The organism is Rhizobium sp. BK212 (assembly GCF_014197475.1).
Lineage (GTDB): Bacteria > Pseudomonadota > Alphaproteobacteria > Rhizobiales > Rhizobiaceae > Rhizobium > Rhizobium anhuiense.
Genome location: NZ_JACIFS010000005.1, coordinates 1 through 16,080 on the forward strand (window position 1 = coordinate 1; position 16,080 = coordinate 16,080).

Annotated in this window: 15 protein-coding genes and 1 pseudogene; 13 read left to right on the forward strand and 3 right to left on the reverse strand. The window is 61.6% G+C overall.

Translation table 11 applies throughout. From position 1 onward, the window contains the following. The 13 genes and pseudogenes from FHT79_RS17485 to FHT79_RS17545 form a co-directional block, all read left to right on the forward strand. A pseudogene (locus FHT79_RS17485) lies at window positions 1–117 on the forward strand (S-(hydroxymethyl)glutathione dehydrogenase); the annotation flags it as partial. A 3-nt stretch (window positions 118–120) separates the two neighbouring features. Next, window positions 121–957 (forward strand): S-formylglutathione hydrolase, encoded by an 837-nt coding sequence (gene fghA / locus FHT79_RS17490; protein WP_183903793.1) that lies wholly within the window; start codon window positions 121–123, stop codon window positions 955–957. A 54-nt stretch (window positions 958–1,011) separates the two neighbouring features. Continuing rightward, window positions 1,012–1,584, forward strand: coding sequence for an S-(hydroxymethyl)glutathione synthase (gene gfa, locus FHT79_RS17495; RefSeq protein WP_047619564.1), 573 nt, complete (start codon window positions 1,012–1,014; stop codon window positions 1,582–1,584). A gap of 387 nt (window positions 1,585–1,971) precedes the next feature. Then, window positions 1,972–2,688 carry a GntR family transcriptional regulator gene (locus tag FHT79_RS17500; RefSeq protein ID WP_047619566.1) on the forward strand — a complete coding sequence of 239 codons (717 nt, stop codon included), beginning with the start codon at window positions 1,972–1,974 and terminating at the stop codon, window positions 2,686–2,688. Continuing rightward, window positions 2,685–3,596, forward strand: a complete 912-nt coding sequence (locus tag FHT79_RS17505) for a dihydrodipicolinate synthase family protein (protein ID WP_183903794.1) — start codon at window positions 2,685–2,687, stop codon at window positions 3,594–3,596. The genes FHT79_RS17500 and FHT79_RS17505 overlap by 4 nt, the downstream gene beginning before the upstream one ends. Next, entirely contained in the window at window positions 3,589–5,106 is a 1,518-nt protein-coding gene (locus FHT79_RS17510; protein WP_183903795.1) for an aldehyde dehydrogenase, read from the forward strand. The genes FHT79_RS17505 and FHT79_RS17510 overlap by 8 nt, the downstream gene beginning before the upstream one ends. Next, window positions 5,103–6,449, forward strand: coding sequence for an FAD-binding oxidoreductase (locus FHT79_RS17515; RefSeq protein WP_183903796.1), 1,347 nt, complete (start codon window positions 5,103–5,105; stop codon window positions 6,447–6,449). The genes FHT79_RS17510 and FHT79_RS17515 overlap by 4 nt, the downstream gene beginning before the upstream one ends. Before the next feature lie 78 nt (window positions 6,450–6,527). After that, a complete protein-coding gene (locus FHT79_RS17520) occupies window positions 6,528–7,379 on the forward strand; it encodes a glycine betaine ABC transporter substrate-binding protein (protein WP_047619572.1) in 852 nt (283 codons plus the stop codon). Window positions 7,380–7,504: 125 nt separating this feature from the next. Next, the gene (locus FHT79_RS17525; RefSeq protein WP_063473467.1) at window positions 7,505–8,611 is read left to right on the forward strand and encodes a glycine betaine/L-proline ABC transporter ATP-binding protein; all 1,107 of its coding nucleotides are present in this window, start codon (window positions 7,505–7,507) and stop codon (window positions 8,609–8,611) included. A gap of 5 nt (window positions 8,612–8,616) precedes the next feature. After that, on the forward strand, window positions 8,617–9,465 hold the full coding sequence (locus FHT79_RS17530; RefSeq protein ID WP_048338730.1) for an ABC transporter permease subunit: 849 nt from the start codon (window positions 8,617–8,619) through the stop codon (window positions 9,463–9,465). Then, window positions 9,462–10,313, forward strand: coding sequence for an ABC transporter permease subunit (locus tag FHT79_RS17535; RefSeq protein WP_183903797.1), 852 nt, complete (start codon window positions 9,462–9,464; stop codon window positions 10,311–10,313). The genes FHT79_RS17530 and FHT79_RS17535 overlap by 4 nt, the downstream gene beginning before the upstream one ends. 16 nt (window positions 10,314–10,329) lie before the next feature. After that, the gene (locus FHT79_RS17540; RefSeq protein ID WP_183903798.1) at window positions 10,330–11,328 is read left to right on the forward strand and encodes a 4-hydroxyproline epimerase; all 999 of its coding nucleotides are present in this window, start codon (window positions 10,330–10,332) and stop codon (window positions 11,326–11,328) included. 25 nt (window positions 11,329–11,353) lie between these two features. Beyond that, complete coding sequence (locus tag FHT79_RS17545; RefSeq protein ID WP_183903799.1) at window positions 11,354–12,367, forward strand: GlxA family transcriptional regulator; 1,014 nt, start codon at window positions 11,354–11,356, stop codon at window positions 12,365–12,367. A 6-nt stretch (window positions 12,368–12,373) separates the two neighbouring features. Here FHT79_RS17545 and FHT79_RS17550 read toward each other — a convergent pair whose 3' ends face one another. The 3 genes from FHT79_RS17550 to FHT79_RS17560 are packed head-to-tail and all read right to left on the reverse strand — an operon-like array spanning window position 12,374 to window position 16,036. After that, window positions 12,374–13,654 (reverse strand): Xaa-Pro peptidase family protein, encoded by a 1,281-nt coding sequence (locus FHT79_RS17550; protein WP_183903800.1) that lies wholly within the window; start codon window positions 13,652–13,654, stop codon window positions 12,374–12,376. A gap of 47 nt (window positions 13,655–13,701) precedes the next feature. After that, window positions 13,702–14,793 (reverse strand): FAD-binding oxidoreductase, encoded by a 1,092-nt coding sequence (locus FHT79_RS17555; protein WP_183903801.1) that lies wholly within the window; start codon window positions 14,791–14,793, stop codon window positions 13,702–13,704. Continuing rightward, entirely contained in the window at window positions 14,783–16,036 is a 1,254-nt protein-coding gene (locus FHT79_RS17560) for an aromatic ring-hydroxylating dioxygenase subunit alpha (protein ID WP_183903802.1), read from the reverse strand. The genes FHT79_RS17555 and FHT79_RS17560 overlap by 11 nt, the downstream gene beginning before the upstream one ends. Window positions 16,037–16,080 lie beyond the last annotated feature (44 nt).

The following is a 16,080-nucleotide window of genomic DNA, read 5'->3' on the forward strand; positions in this document are numbered from 1 at the left end:
CAGGGCAAGATCCAGATCGATCCGATGATCACCCACACCATGCCGCTCGAAGACATCAACAAGGGCTTCGAGCTGATGCATGCGGGCAAGTCCATTCGCGGCGTGGTAGTCTACTGAGCCATGAAAACCATCTCGACCGAAAATTCTCATGGCGGCACCCAGGGCGTTTACATCAATCGCTCGGATGTCTGCGACTGCGACATGACCTTTGCGGTATTCCTACCGCCGCAGGCCAAAGGACGGAAGTTGCCGGTTCTATGGTACCTATCCGGTCTGACCTGCACTCATGCGAACGTCGTGGAAAAGGGCGAGTATCGGCGTCTTGCCGCAGAACTCGGTATTATCATCGTCTGCCCCGACACCAGTCCGCGGGGCGATACCGTCCCGGACGAGCCGGATAATTGGCAGTTCGGCAAGGGTGCCGGCTTCTACGTCGACGCCACCGAGCCGCCGTTCGCACAGAATTATCGGATGTACAGCTACATCGTCGATGAATTGCCGAAGCTTATCGCGGCCGAGTTTCCGGTCGACATGACGCGGCAGGGAATCTTCGGCCACTCGATGGGGGGGCATGGCGCGATCACGATCGCGCTCAAGCACCCCGAACGCTTCGGCAGCTGCTCGGCCTTTGCGCCGATCAGCCATCCCTCGGTCTCCGGCTGGTCAAAGCCGGCATTCCAGAAATACCTCGGATCGGATGAAAGGAACTGGCGGGCCTATGATGCCTGCTCGCTGATTGAAGACGGGCACCGGTTCCCGGAATTCCTCGTCGACCAAGGCACGGCGGATAGCTTCCTGCAGGACGGATTGCGCCCCGAAGAGCTCAGGCAGGCCTGCGAGACGGCCGGCATCAGCCTGCGGCTTCGCATGCAGGACGGGTACGGCCACTCCTACTTCTTCATTTCGACATTCATGGAAGACCATCTGCGCTGGCACGCGCGGAGATTGGGAGACTGATTGCAGAGCTTGGCCGGGCATATCGCAAACGGCCCAGAAGGGGAGGAGAAACCCATGACCAGCATAGCCATACATCCGGCAGTGGATTCAGGCTTTCGGGCGACTGACGCTGCTTTCGCAGGCGGGACGCTCGTCTGCAAATGCGCAAGCAATCCGGTCAAGGTGAAGATCAAGGGCGATATCGCCCATAATCATGCCTGTGGCTGCACCAAGTGCTGGAAGCCCGAGGGCGCCGTCTTCTCGGTCGTGGCGGTCGCTCCGACCGAAAGCGTCGAAGTGCTGGAGAACGGCGATAAGCTCGCCGTCGTCGATTCCGCCGCCTTGATCCAGCGCCATGCCTGCAAGGAATGCGGCGTGCATATGTATGGGCCGGTCGTGCGCGAACATCCGTTCCAGGGATTGTCCTTCGTCCATCCGGAACGCTTCCAGGAAAGCGGCTGGGCGAAGCCGGGCTTTGCGGCCTTCGTGTCGTCGATCATCGAGAGCGGCTTCGACCCCGCGAAGATGGACGCCGTCAGGGCGCAGTTGAGGGCGTCCGGCCTCGAGCCTTACGATTGCCTAAACCCTGGCCTTATGGACTACATGGCCACCTGGACCGCCAAGAAGAGCGGCGTTCTGGCGTCTTAATCGACCCCGGGGAGCGCCGGGCCGGCGCTCCCCGACAAAACCGCCGCCACCGGAAACGAGATATTCCGCAATGGCCGCGCGCCGGGTCGCCGGCGTCCAGGCTTCGAGGCCTGATGACCGACGTCGTATCGACGTCAACTCCAGAGACATTCTCACCGACCTGCCACGGTAATCCGCTGACAAGAACGCCGCGGCGGTCGCCGCCGCGGAATGTCGATCATTGTCAGCACGTTGAAGCGGCGCCTTACAGGCATCGCGACCATAGCGCTCGGCATCATTGTGTATTCTATAAATACTAATTGTGTACGCAAAGTACACAATTATTGACTCCTTCCGACAAGCGTGCCATTTTCACGGCGTAGAGCAACGACTGGCCGGAGAGCGACGATGGCGAAGACACCCAAGAGCAATCTCTACGAAGACCTGAAACGGCAGATCCTGACGATGGAACTGGACCCGGACGCCGATCTGGACGAAGCCAGTTTGAGTGAAAGATACGGGCTCTCGCGGACGCCGGTTCGCGACATATTTCGGCGCCTTGCCGGCGAGGGTTATATCGACATCCGCGAGAACAGGGGTGCGCGGGTCATCCCGATGAACCATTCCACCCTGCGGAATTTCTTTCTCGTCGCACCGATGATCTACGCGGCGATCGGCCGTCTCGCCGTGCAGAATTTCAAACCCGCCCAGCTTTCAGACCTGAAGCAGACCCAGGAGCGGTTCCGCGCCGCCAGCGAGAACATGGATCCGCTGGCGATGGTCCTCGAGAACAATCGTTTTCACGAAATTTTCGGCGAGATGTCGGGCAACGTCTATCTGCAGCCGAGCCTCGGCCGGCTGCTGATCGACCACGCGCGCATCGGCCACACCTTCTTCCGGCCGAGGAACGAGGACATGAAGCGGCGGCTTCAGGTGGCCGTCGACCATCATGACAGCTTCATTGATGCGCTCGGCGCCCACGATGAGAATGCCGTCGTCGACCTCGTCTTCGAACACTGGGAATTGTCCCGCGAGAACATGGAGATGTTCATCGCCCCGCAAGGCCTCAAGGCGGACGCCTTCCTCGGCGGCCCCGCCACGCAAATATTGGAGAAGTCATCGTGAAGTTTGAGGGGATCTATACGCCGGCGGTGACGCCGCTCGATCAAAATGGCCAGATCGACAAAGCCGGATTTGCCGCCGTGCTCGAGTCGCTGATCGAGGCCGGCGTCCACGGCATCATCGTCGGCGGCTCGACGGGCGAGTATTACGCCCAGAGCAGCCAGGAGCGCTTCGACCTCGCAGCCTATGCGAGGGACGTCATCGGCACGCGGCTGCCGCTTATTATCGGGACCGGCGCCACGCGCACCGAAGATTCGGTCGAATACGCAAAGGCGGCGAAGGACATCGGCGCGGATGCAATCCTGGTGTCGTCACCGCCCTACGCGCTGCCGACCGAACGCGAGAATGCGGTCCACGCTCTGACCGTCGACCGCGCGGCCAACCTGCCGATCATGCTCTACAACTATCCCGCGCGCATGGGTGTCGTGATGGGCGAAGAATATTTCTCCCGCGTCGGCAAGTCGAAGAACGTGGTCGCCATCAAGGAAAGCTCCGGCGACATGGGCAACCTTCACCTGCTTGCCCGGAAATTTCCGCATATTTCACTGTCTTGCGGCTGGGACGACCAGGCGCTCGAATTCTTCGCCTGGGGCGCGAAGAGCTGGGTCTGCGCCGGCTCCAATTTCCTGCCGCGCGAACATGTCGCCCTCTATGAAGCCTGCGTCGTCGAAAAGAATTTCGACAAGGGCCGGGCGATCATGACCGCGATGCTGCCGCTGATGGATTTCCTCGAATGCGGCAAGTTCGTCCAGTCGATCAAGCACGGATGCGAATTGATCGGGCTGAACGTCGGCTCGGTGCGCGCGCCGCTGCGCCCGCTCAACTCGGAAGAAAAACGAACACTTCAGACCGTCGTCGCCACCTTGAAGCGCACGGTCAGCCAAATCACGTCGGGAGCAAACCATGCATGAACCCTTGACCGCAGCCGAATACAAGGCGATCGCCGCCGGTCTTCAACTTCCGACGAATGCCTTCGTCGACGGCGCGTTCCGTCCGGCGAACTCCGGTAAGACGTTCACCTCCACGAACCCTGCGACGGGTGAGGTTCTCGCCGAGATCGCTGCATGCGATGCCTCCGACGTCGACGCCGCCGTCGCCAAGGCGAAGCAAGCCTTCGACGATGGCCGCTGGCGGCTGCGTTCGCCGGCCGAACGCAAGGCGGTGCTCCTCAAGCTCGCCAAACTCTTGGAGGAGCATCGTCATGAACTCGCCGTCATGGAGAGCCTCGACAGCGGCAAGCCGGTCGGCGAATGCCAGGCGGTCGATGTTGCCGATACCATTCATACGCTCCGCTGGCACGCCGAGCTGATCGACAAGCTCTATGACAACACCGCTCCGGTCGGCGCCAACGCGCTGACGATGATCGTGCGCGAGCCGATCGGTGTTGTCGGATGCGTGCTGCCGTGGAATTTCCCACTGCTGATGCTGGCCTGGAAGATCGGCCCGGCGCTTGCCGCCGGCTGCTCGGTGATCGTCAAGCCGGCGCAGGAAACGACGCTTACCACGCTGCGCGTCGCCGAGCTCGCTCATGAAGCAGGTATCCCGGCGGGCGTCTTCAACGTCGTGACCGGCGGCGGCAAGGAGGTCGGCGAGCCGATCGGCCTGCATATGGATGTCGATATGGTGGCCTTCACCGGATCGACGCCCACCGGCCGCCGCTTCCTGCGCTACGCCGCCGACTCGAACCTCAAGAAGGTGGTGCTCGAATGCGGCGGCAAGAACCCCGCGGTGGTTCTCGACGATGCCGAAGACCTGGACCTCGTTGCCGAGCAGGTCGTTAACGGCGCCTTCTGGAACATGGGCGAGAACTGCTCGGCCACCTCGCGTCTGATCGTTCATGCCAAGATCAAGGACGAACTGCTGAAACGCATCGGCGCCTATATGCGCGAATGGAAGACCGGCGATCCGCTCGACCCGGCAAACCGCATCGGCGCGCTCGTCAGCAAGGCGCATTTCGAAAAGGTGAAGTCTTTCCTCGACGACGCCAAGACGGAGAAGCTCTCGATCGCCCATGGCGGTGAAACCTATAACGGCATCTTCATCGAACCGACGGTGGTCGAGGGCGTGACGCCGGCCAGCCGCCTCTTCCAGGAAGAAATTTTCGGCCCGGTGCTTTCGGTGACGACCTTCAATTCGCTGGCCGAGGCGATCGCCCTTGCCAACGACACGAACTACGGCCTGACGGCGTCCGTCTATACCGGTAGCCTGCGGAACGCCATCAGGCTCTCGCGGGAGATCCGCGCCGGCGTCGTCACCGTCAACTGCTTCGGAGAAGGCGACGCCAGCACGCCGTTCGGCGGCTACAAGGAGTCCGGCTTCGGCGGCCGCGACAAGTCGGTCTTCGCTCACGACAATTACTGCGAACTCAAGACCATCTGGATCGACGTATCCGAACGGTCGGTCGACGAGACGATCCGATGAGCCGCCATGTGATCAAGCGCCTGCCGATCGATACCGGCGTTTCGGGATGGGAGGCGATCAGCGAACGCGCCTTTCCCGCAATGGCGCTTGAACACGACATTACCGCGGACTGGCTGATTGTCGGCGCCGGATTTGCCGGTCTGTCGGCGGCCCGCCGCCTCTCGCAGTTGCGCCCTCAGGACAAGATCGTCGTCCTGGAGGCGCGTGAAGTCGCCAAGGGTCCGGCCGGGAGAAATTCCGGCTTCATGATCGACGTGCCGCACAATCTCTCTTCCGGCGAGTATTCGGTGGCCGACGAAGAGGCGACCAAGGACGAGATTCGACAGAACCGTCTGGCGATTTCCTTCGCAGCCGATGTCGCGGCGGAATACGGCCTGTCCAGGGAAACCTTCGATCCAGCGGGCAAGGTGAATGCCGCGGCCTCCGACCGGGGGCTCGGGCTCAACGACAACTACAGGAAGTCGCTCGAAAAGATCGGTGAGCAGCATCGCGTTCTCGATGCCGATCAGATGCGGGAGATGACGGGCTCGCGCTATTATCGCGGTGGGCTCTATACGCCGGGCGCGGTGATGATCCAGCCCGCCGACTATATCCGCGGCCTGGCGCGCGGACTTAGCGCAAAGATCGCCATCCGCGAGCACTCGCCGGTGCTGGAGCTTTCCCGCGAGGGAAAGTCCTGGAAGGCGAAGACGGCTCGCGGATCGGTCTCCGCGCCGAAGGTCATTCTGGGCGTGAACGGCCATATTCAAAGCTTCGGCCATTTCCGCGGGCGGCTGATGCACATATTCACCTACGCGTCGATGACATCGGCCTTTTCCCAGAACGAATTCGGCGGCGATATCACCGGCGCAGACCGTTGGGCGCTGCTGCCGGCCGACCCGATGGGCGCGACGGTGCGCAAGATCACCACAGATGGCCGTTCGAGGATCGTCATCAGGACGCGGTTCACTTACGACCCGAGCCTCCAGGTGTCGGAGAAGCGGGTCGCCGGCGTGGCGGCCGAGCAGCGCCGCTCGTTCGACGCTCGCTTCCCCGGAATGGAAAGCCTGCCGATGGAGTTTAGCTGGGCGGGTGCGCTCTGCCTGAGCCGAAACCACGTGCCGGCATTCGGCGAAGTCGAGGAAGGGCTTTTTTCCGCCTGCTGCGAGAATGGTCTCGGCACCGTCAAGAGCACGCTTGCGGGAATGATGGCGGCCGATCTGGCGACAGGCGCCGCAAGCTCCGAACTCGACAAATACAAGAACCAGCCGGAACCGGTGAGATTGCCGCCCGAGCCCATCGCGTGGCTCGGCGTCAACTCGGTCATCCGCCTGCAGGAATTGCGTGCTGGCCGCGAGGGATGATCCCTCGGCCCGCGCAATGTGAAGCTGCCCGCTCGCAGACTTCAATGAGAATGGGAACGTAAAACAGGAGTAAGAACAATGAAAAATTTGTGGAAGGCGCTCTGCGCCGCTGCAATGATCGGGGTCAGCATCCTTCCTGCTCGCGCGGAAGAAAAGACGATCACCATGGGAACGATGTCGTGGGAAGATCTGACGCCCATCACCGGTATCACCAAGAAGGTTCTCGAAGACGCGGGCTACACCGTCAAGGTGACCGAGTTCTCCGAATGGGGCATCGCCTATGCCGCTCTTGCCAAGGGTGACATCCAGGTTCTCACCTCGCAGACGGACTATGTCGCGCAGGACTACTGGGACAAGAACAAGAACCGCCTCGAAAAGATCTCGCCGGTTTCGCACGGCCTCTATCAGGGTGTTGCGGTTCCCAAATATGTCCCGATCGACTCGCTGGAACAGCTCAATGAAAACGCCGACAAGTTCGGCGGCAAGATCATCGGTATCGAACCGGGCGCTGGCCTGATGCGCGATACCTCGAATGCGGTCAAGGACTACGGCCTCAAGCTCCAGCTCGTCGAGGGCAGCACCGCCGCGATGACGGCGGCGCTGAAGTCCGCCTATGATCGCAAGGAGTGGATCGCGGTGACGATCTGGGAGCCGTCCTGGATGGTCCAGAAGTACGAGGTCAAGTACCTCAAGGATCCGAAGGGCATCTTCCCGCCGCCGCAGAGCTACTACTGGATCGGCCATAAGGGCTTCTCCGCAGAGAACCCGCATGCGCGCGAAGTGATGGCCAGCGTCTATGTGCCGCTCGCCGACATCACTGCCATCAACGGCGCGGTCAATGAAGGCAAGACCATGGACCAGGCCGTGCAGGATTGGATCGGTGCCCATGCCGACCTGATCAAGCGCTGGGAAAACATCAAGAAGAACTAACCACGTCGTGGCCGTCCGATCCGTCGGGCGGCCATCCTACAGCGCCGCGCGTTCTTTTGGACGCGCAAAGGACGCTGGGAGATTCAACGAGAGAAGCCAGCGCCGATTGGCTCAAGGGGATCGCTATGAAAACCGTAACTGCCGATATCAATGATGTCCTGATCGACTGCCAGTCCCTCTGGAAAGTCTTCGGTGACAAGTCCGCTGCGGCAATGAAGTCGATCAAGGAGCGCGGCCTCGGCAAAAAAGAGGTCTTGAAGGAATACAACTGCGTCGTCGGCGTGTCCGAGGCGAGCCTCCAGGTGCGGCGCGGCGAAATCTTCTGCATCATGGGCTTGTCGGGAAGCGGAAAATCCACGCTCATCCGCTTGCTCAACAAATTGATCACGCCGAGCGCCGGCAAGGTCCTCGTCAAGGGGCGCGACCTCGCCGCCCTGTCTCCGGTCGATCTCCGGCAGATGCGCGCCAGGAACATCGGCATGGTGTTTCAGAGCGTCGCTCTGTTGCCGCACCGCACAGTCCTGGAAAATGCGGCCTTCGGCCTCGAGGTGCAGGGAATAACCAAGCCGGAGCGAAACAAGACCGCCGTTGCCGCGCTCGAGAAGGTCGGCCTCGCAGACTGGGTGAACCGGTATCCGGGCGAGCTCTCGGGCGGCATGCAGCAACGCGTCGGTCTCGCCCGTGCGCTCGCTTCCGACCCAGAGATCATTCTGATGGACGAGCCGTTCAGCGCGCTCGATCCGCTCATCCGGCGCCAGCTTCAGGACGAATTCCGGCAGCTGACGAAAGCCTTGGGCAAGTCCGCGGTCTTCATCACCCATGATCTCGACGAGGCGATCCGGATCGGCGACCGCATTGCGATCATGAAGGACGGCGTCATCATCCAGACCGGCACGGCCGAGGAGATCATCCTCAACCCGGCGGATGCCTATGTCGCCGAATTCGTCGCCGGCATATCCCGTCTCCATCTGATCAAGGCGCATTCCGTCATGCGCAGTGTCGCCGAATTCCAGCAAAGCGCGCCGAATTCCGACATCGCGTCGCTGGCGCGCACGACGCCGGACGCCGACATCGACGAACTCATCACATTGACGATGCAGTCGGAGCGCGACGCCATCGCCGTCGTGGACAATGGTCAGATTGTCGGCGTGGTCACGCCGCGCAGCCTGCTGATGGGCGTCAAGGGACCATCCGCCCACGATCTGCCGGCGGCGTCCACCAACTGGAGCTGATTGACATGGATAGTTCAGGCTTCATCGATCTTTTTGACGAATGGACCGATTCCGCGCTCGAATGGGTGAGCGACAATGGCGAGTTCCTTTTCGATTCCATTAGACAGGTTCTCGAAGGGCTCTATGCCGGGATCTTATGGCTCCTGGAACTTCCGCCATTCTATCTGATCGCGCTGATCGTGGCGCTCGTCGGCTGGCGGCTGGTCAATGTCTGGTTCGCCCTGCTGAGCGGCGTCGCGCTGGCGCTTTGTTTTTCCATGGGACTCTGGCCGGAGACGATGAGCACGCTGGCGCTGGTCTTGACCGCAACCACGCTCGCCCTGGTGATCGGCATCCCGATCGGCATTATGGCCGGCTTCTTTCCCGCCCTCGATCGTTTCATGGAGCCCGGCCTGGACCTGATCCAGACGCTTCCGCCATACATCTACCTGCTGCCGGCGATTGCTCTGCTCGGCTATGGACCGGCGACGGCATTGATCGCGACTGTGATCGTCGCCGTGCCGCCGGCAATCCGCCTGACGTCTCTCGGTATCCGGATGACGCCCAAGGAGTTCATCGAACTCGGAGAGGCGCTTGGGATGACGCCAGCGAAGATGTTCTTCAAGATCCGCCTTCCCTTCGCGCTGCCGAGCATCATGGCGGGCATCAACCAGAGCCTGATGATGGCCTTCGGCATGGTCGTCATCGCAGGCATCGTCGGTTCCGGCGGGCTTGGCGAGACGATCTACGGCGCGATCAGAACGCTCGACATCGCGACCTCGATCAATGGAGCGATCGCCATCGTGGTTCTGACCATGGTGCTTGATCGCATAACCCAGAGTGCGGCTCGTCTGGGAACGGGGAGGAAGTCATGAATCCGTCCATCCTGCAGTTTTCGCCCGGCGCTTTCCTGGCGCCATCCGTCGATTGGCTCAACACCAACCTTCATCCGCTGTTTGCGGCGATCAGCTACCTGGTCGAGGCGGTGCTTTCCGGATTCGAAGCGGCACTGCTCTTCGTGCCGCCCTATGGGCTCATCGCGATCGTCGTCGTTCTGGCATTCGTCGCCGTCGGTCTGCGCGCCGCGATCCTGGCCGGTCTTTGCCTGGGCTTCTGTCTCCTCATGGGGCTGTGGACGGCATCGATGCAGACCCTGTCTCTGGTCACCGTCGCGGTCCTGATCTCGGTGCTCATCGCCTTCCCGATCGGTGTCCTGTGCTCGCGCTACAAGACATTGGAGGCGATGGTTCGCCCGGTTCTCGATGTGATGCAGACCGTGCCGCCGTGGGTCTATCTCATTCCTGCGGTGATGATCTTCAGCCTTGGACGCGTGCCGGCAATCATCGCCACCATCGTCTATGGCATTCCGCCGATGCTCCGACTGACCACGCTGGCGTTCAACCAGGTGCCGAAGGAATTCATCGAACTCGGCAGCGCCATCGGCGCGCCGCCTCGCTCGGTGCTTTGGAAGATCGAGATCCCCTTGGCCAAGCAGACGCTCCTGGTCGGGCTCAACCAGTGCATCCTTCTGTCGCTGGCCATGGTCGTGCTGGCCGGCCTCGTCGGTGCCGGCGGTCTCGGTGCTGAGGTGACGCGCGGCTTGACGCGCATGGAGATGGGGCTTGGTCTCAGGGCGGGCCTGGCGATCGTCGCCGTCGCCCTTCTGCTCGACCGGCTGTCCCGCGGCTTGCTCGACCGCGACAGGCTGCCGAAGGCGAAATGAGCAAGGACATAGAGAGATGAGAAACAGCTTCTTCTGCATCGATGCGCATACTTGCGGCAATCCCGTCCGCTTGGTCGCCGGAGGTGGTCCGCTGCTGGCCCATGCACCGATCGGCGAGCGCCGGGAGATCTTCGTCCGCGATCATGACTGGGTGCGCAAGGCACTGATGTTCGAGCCCAGAGGGCACGACATCATGTCGGGGGCGATCATCTATCCGGCCTATCGGCAGGATTGCGATTTCGCCGTGCTGTTCATCGAAGTGAGCGGCTGCCTGCCGATGTGCGGCGCCGGCACCATCGGCACCGTGACCGCCGCGATCGAGGAGGGGCTGGTCAAGCCGCGCGAACCCGGCCGGGTCGCCATCGAGACGCCTGCGGGGAGGGTTGACGTGACCTATGAGGAGAAGGACGGATATGTCGATTCCGTTCGTCTCCACAATGTGGCGAGCTATCTCCATGAGGCTGATGTCGAGGTGGATGTGCCGGGAATGGGTCGTCTGCGCGTCGATATATCCTATGGCGGCAACTATTATGCGGTCATCGAACCACAGGATAACTGGAGCGGCCTCGACGGCATGACCGCATCCGACATTGTCGGCTGCAGCCAGAGACTGAGGTCAGCGCTTGCCGGTATCTGCGATCCCGTCCATCCCGACGACCCGAGGATTCGCGGCGTGCATCACGCCATCTGGTGCGACCGACCGGTGAATGACGTCTCGGATGGACGCTGCGCCGTCTTCTATGGCGAAAAGGCCATCGATCGCTCGCCGGGCGGCACCGGCACCTCCGCCCGCATGGCCCAGCTCTATGGGAAGGGACGGCTTACCATCGGGTCGAGATACCGGCATGAAAGCCTGATCGGAACCATCTTCGAGGGCCGGGTCGAAGCCGAGGCGAGCGTTGGGTCTTACAACGGCATTCTTCCCAGCATCGGCGGCTGGGCGCGCGTCATCGGACATAACACCATTTTCGTTGACGATCGTGATCCGCTGGCGCATGGCTTTCAGATCCGATGAGCGCGTTTTCGGCAGGGAGATGACTATGCGACCCGATCAGCAACGCCAAGCAGACGACGCCGCAAGATCGGCTGGCCGGCTGAAGGTCGGGTTCGTTCTGGCGCGCTCGTTCACGCTGTCGGCCTTCGCACTCTTCGTGGATACGTTGCGCCTGGCCAGCGACGAGCAGGATCGTTCCGGAAGGCTTCTTGCCGACTGGCAGGTGATCGGCAGCACGAGGCACCTGATCACCGCGAGCTGCGGCGTTCAGGTTGCGCCGACCTCCGATTTCGTCGACCCGGCGAAGTTCGACTACATCGTGGTCGTCGGCGGCCTTCTGACGGTGGAGAACCCCGTCGACCAGCAGACCGTCGCCTTTCTCAAACAGGCGGATACCAAAAAGGTGCCGTTGATCGGCGTGTGCACGGGTTCGTTCATCCTTGCTGAGGCCGGCCTGATGAAGCGGCACGAAACCTGTGTGAGCTGGCTGCATTACAAGGAATTTCGCGAGCGCTTTCCCGAGCTCAGCGTTCGTTCCGACCGGCTCTTCAATCTCGATCGCCAGCGCGGCTCTTGCGCAGGCGGCAGCAGTTCCGCCGACATGGCGGCATTGCTGGTCAGGAAACGCATCAGCCGGGACGCCGAGCGAAACGCGCTTGAAGTGCTTCAGATCGAAAAGGCCCGGACGTCGGCGGATATACAGCCGCGGCGGCCGCTCTACGACGAGTATGAAGACGCCCGCGTCAAGGCGGCGATGATTACGATGGAACAGTTCGTCGACGGCAGCATGTCGATTCAGAAGCTTGCCGCCATGGTTGGCCTGTCAAGGCGGCAACTGGAGAGGATCTTCATCGACAAGACCGGAATGTCTCCCGCCAAGGCCTATAATCGTGTTCGCATGGAGCGGGCGAAATCGATCCTTGCCCAGTCGAAGGCGCCGCTGATCGAGATCGCGCTCGATGTCGGCTTTGAAAACGCCTCGCAGTTCACGAGAACCTTCAAGCGCACATTCGGGCAGACGCCGTCGCAGCATCGCGCAGCCGCTTTGAGAGCGCACTGAGTTTACTCAGATCTCTTCCCACGGAAACGTGTCCAGCCGCTCGGCGCCCCTGGCCGTGATCAGAGCCTGGGTTTCCAGTTTGATGCTCTCGGATCCGGCTTCGGCGATCAGGCTTTCGACGTTGAGCACCATGCCCTCCTCGATGGCGCCGCTGAAATCCGGGTCGAAATCCGGATGCAGAAGGATCCCCGGCCACTCGTCCGCCATTCCGGTTCCGTGCAGAGCAAGCGTGTATCGATAAGGCTGGTATTTCTCCGGAATCCGCCACGACTGCGTGTTGAATTCTCCGAACGTCATGCCGGGCTTCAGCATTGCGAGATTGTGCTCGATCTGATCCCTGGCCGCCGCGTAAAGTTCCTTCTGCTTGGCGTTCATGGCGACATGCCCTGCGGTCCACGACCGCGAGAGGTCGGCGCAATAGCCGTAGGGTCCGATCATATCGGTGTCGAAGGATATCATTTCCCCGCGCTTGATGACGTAGTCCGAACACTCCTGATACCAGGGGTTCGTTCTCGGGCCAGCGGTCAAGAGCTTGGTCTCCAGCCACTCGCCGCCGCTGCGGGCGTTTTCGAAGTGAAGCTCGGCCCAGATTTCTCTTTCGGTGCGGCCGGGCTCTGACATCTCGTACATCCGCGCCATGCCGGCTTCGCAGACACGGATCGTCCATCGCATCAGCTCGATTTCGTCAGCGCTCTTGATCGATCGCGCCCGCTCCGCCAGTTCCTGGCCGTCGACAAGCGTGAAGCCGCGTTCGCGCAGTTCGAAGGCGCCGGCGGGTTCGAGCCTGTCCACCGCAACGCGCCTGTTGCTGCCATGGCTGCTCACGAGGTCCGCGACCTCGTCCGCCCAGGCTTTCAGGCGGGATTCCATCAGGTTGCCCGCCGTGAAGAATATCCATGATTTCGCCGGCCGGATCTCGTCGATGCCGGCAAGCCCGTCATTGACGTGCTCGGCGCCTTCGAATTCGAACAGTATCGCCGGCCCATCGGCGAGGATCAGAGCGTAGCGCGAGGCGTTGTGCATCGTCCAAATGCTCATATTCGATGAATCGAAGGCATATCGGATGTTGACGGGGTCGTAGAGCAGCAGGGCGCCGCAGTCCCATTCGCGCATCGTCGCGCGCAGGCGCTCTAGACGATAGCGGCGAGCCCGATCGAGCGTCGTGGCCGGCACAGGACTGATAAGAGGCCGATCCGCTCCCTCAGGATTGAGATATGCCTGCTTCCGCTCATCCTTGAAGACCGTCGAGCCGGTCGGCTCAGCGGAATCGCTTTGGTCGCGCAGCATCGAAGTCAGTCCTTGTCGTCGGTGAATGATGCGACGTTACCGGGCGCTCAGCGCTCGATGACGAGATCGCTGAGCGGCTTCGAACAGCAGGGCAGGAAGAAGCCGGCGTCGATTTCCCTTTGGCGAATTCCGCCATTGTGGTTCATGTCGACCGTCCCGGAGGCGAGCTTCGACTTGCAGGTGCCGCAGACGCCGTTCGCACAGGATGACGGTATCCTGACGCCCGCCTTCTTCGCGCATGAGAGCACACTCTGCTCGCCTGTTACCGCGATGCTGCGGGCCTGTTTCGAGAAGGTGACCTGGAAAACCTTGGCAGTCGCCTCCTGAACCGCGGGAATTTCGGGTTCGTCGATGACAGCGGCGTCGAAGCTTTCCTCCAGGTAGTTCGAGCCGGCGACGCCGAGTTCGGCGGCAATGCCGCGCGCAGCCGCCATGAACGGGGCGGGACCGCAGCACATCACGGTTCGCTCAGTGATATCGGGAACGGCAAGCCCGATATATTCTTTCGAAATGCGACCGGTCAGGCCGGGCCAGGACGGCTCGCCGGCAACGGTCTCCGGGAGAAAGTGGAGGCGAAGACCTTTCAGCCTGCGGGCGATGCAGGCGAGCTCGTCGCGAAAGATCAGATCCTGGGGCGTCCGGCCGGCATGTATGAAGACGACGTCGGCCGGTTCGCAACTGTCGGCGATCTCACGCAGAATGGACATGACGGGTGTAATGCCGGAGCCGCCGGACAAAAGCAGAAGCTTACGTCCCGCCGTCTGGGGCCTGACGAAGTGACCGAGCGGACCGTTCGCCTTGACGGCTGCCCCTGGTACCAGCGTGTCATGAAGCCAGTTGGAGATCTTGCCGCCGGGAACGCGCTTCACCGTCACGGAGAAGGCATTCGTCCGATGCGGCGAAGACGAGATGCTGTAGCACCTGTTTTCCGCCTCTCCATTGTGCTCGAGATCGAACAGAAAATACTGTCCCGCCTTGAAGGCGAACCGCTTGCCCTCGCGCGATGCGAAGGTGAATGTCTTGACGTCGTGGGTCTCCTGCTGAACGTCGAGACAAACGAGCGTGTCGTCTTCTTCCGGGTTCCAGACGTCGTCAAGAGCGGCCCTGGCTGCGGGCGCCTGCGGGCTCCTAGTATCCATGGGCGCGCATCCGGTCGATGTACCAGGTGGCGAACTTGTCGAGGTTCGTCTCGGAGAAGCGGGAGTAGGGGCCTGGCTGATAGGCCGGGTCGAGAGCGCCTGCATGGGAGCGCGCCACCAGATCGGCGTCCTGGTCGGTCGTTGCGACCCAGACATCCGTCAGCTTGTCGAGATCGTAATCCACGCCTTCGACGGCGTCCTTGTGGACCAGCCACTTGGTTCTGACCAGCGTCTTGCCCGCCGACAGCGGGATGACGGTTGCCACCACCGCATGGTCGCCCATGAAGTGGTTCCAGCTGTTGTGGCCCCAAAGATGCATGTCGCCGAGATCCTTGCGGGTCATGTGCCCGAGCAGCTTGGAGGATGCGGCGGTGGCATCGTGGGTCTGGGATTCACCGGCGCCGGCGATGATCAGCCGCTGGGTGCGGAAATTGGTGGCACAGTCGGCGAGTTGCTCGACGGCAGCCGAGGGAAAGCCGTCAGCCTCCCACGCCTTCGTCCGCTCTTCATACAGCCTGAAATGCTCCTCGGCCTGTTCGCGATCCTCCGGGCTCAGCGTCTCGGGGTCGAAGCCGAAATCGAGATCGACGAAGGAGACGCAAAGCTCGGGATGGTTCGCGGAGCAATGGTAGCATTCGCGATTGTTCTCCATCGTGAGCTTCCAGTTGCCGTCCTCGATGACGTCGGTCTGGTGAGCGATCTTGGCATTGCGGATGTCGTAGGGAGCGAGGCGCTCGACCATGGCCTTCTCGAGGAGAGCGATATCCTCGGGCGGATTGTCGGAGAGGCAGACGTAGATCAGTCCGCCGATCGACTTGAAGGTGACGGGCTTGAGGCTCCGACACTCCTTGTCGAAGTCCTTGCCCATGTGGGGGGCGTAGCTGAGCTCGCCCGTCAGTTCATATGTCCAGGTGTGGTAGGGACAGACGAGTTTTGAGACGATCGTCTTGCCCGGATCGAGAAGGCGGGAGCCGCGATGGCGGCAGACATTGTGCAGGACGCGAATTTCTCCGTCGTCGTCACGCAGGAGGATCAGGCTCGTCTTGCCGATGTCGATCACCGTGGCGTCGCCGGGTTCGGGAACGTCACAGTCGAGGCCGACACAGATCCAGTGATTGTGGAAGAAGACGTCGATGTCTGCTTCGAACACATCTTCTCTGACATACAGCCCGGCCGGCAGCGAGTGACCGTTGGCACGAGCGTCGAGAAGGGCTGAAATGGAAGAAGGAAGTCTGTTTAGCATGAGAACCTCTTATGCGAGAGTTTCCCTAGATTGCCCTTGCATAC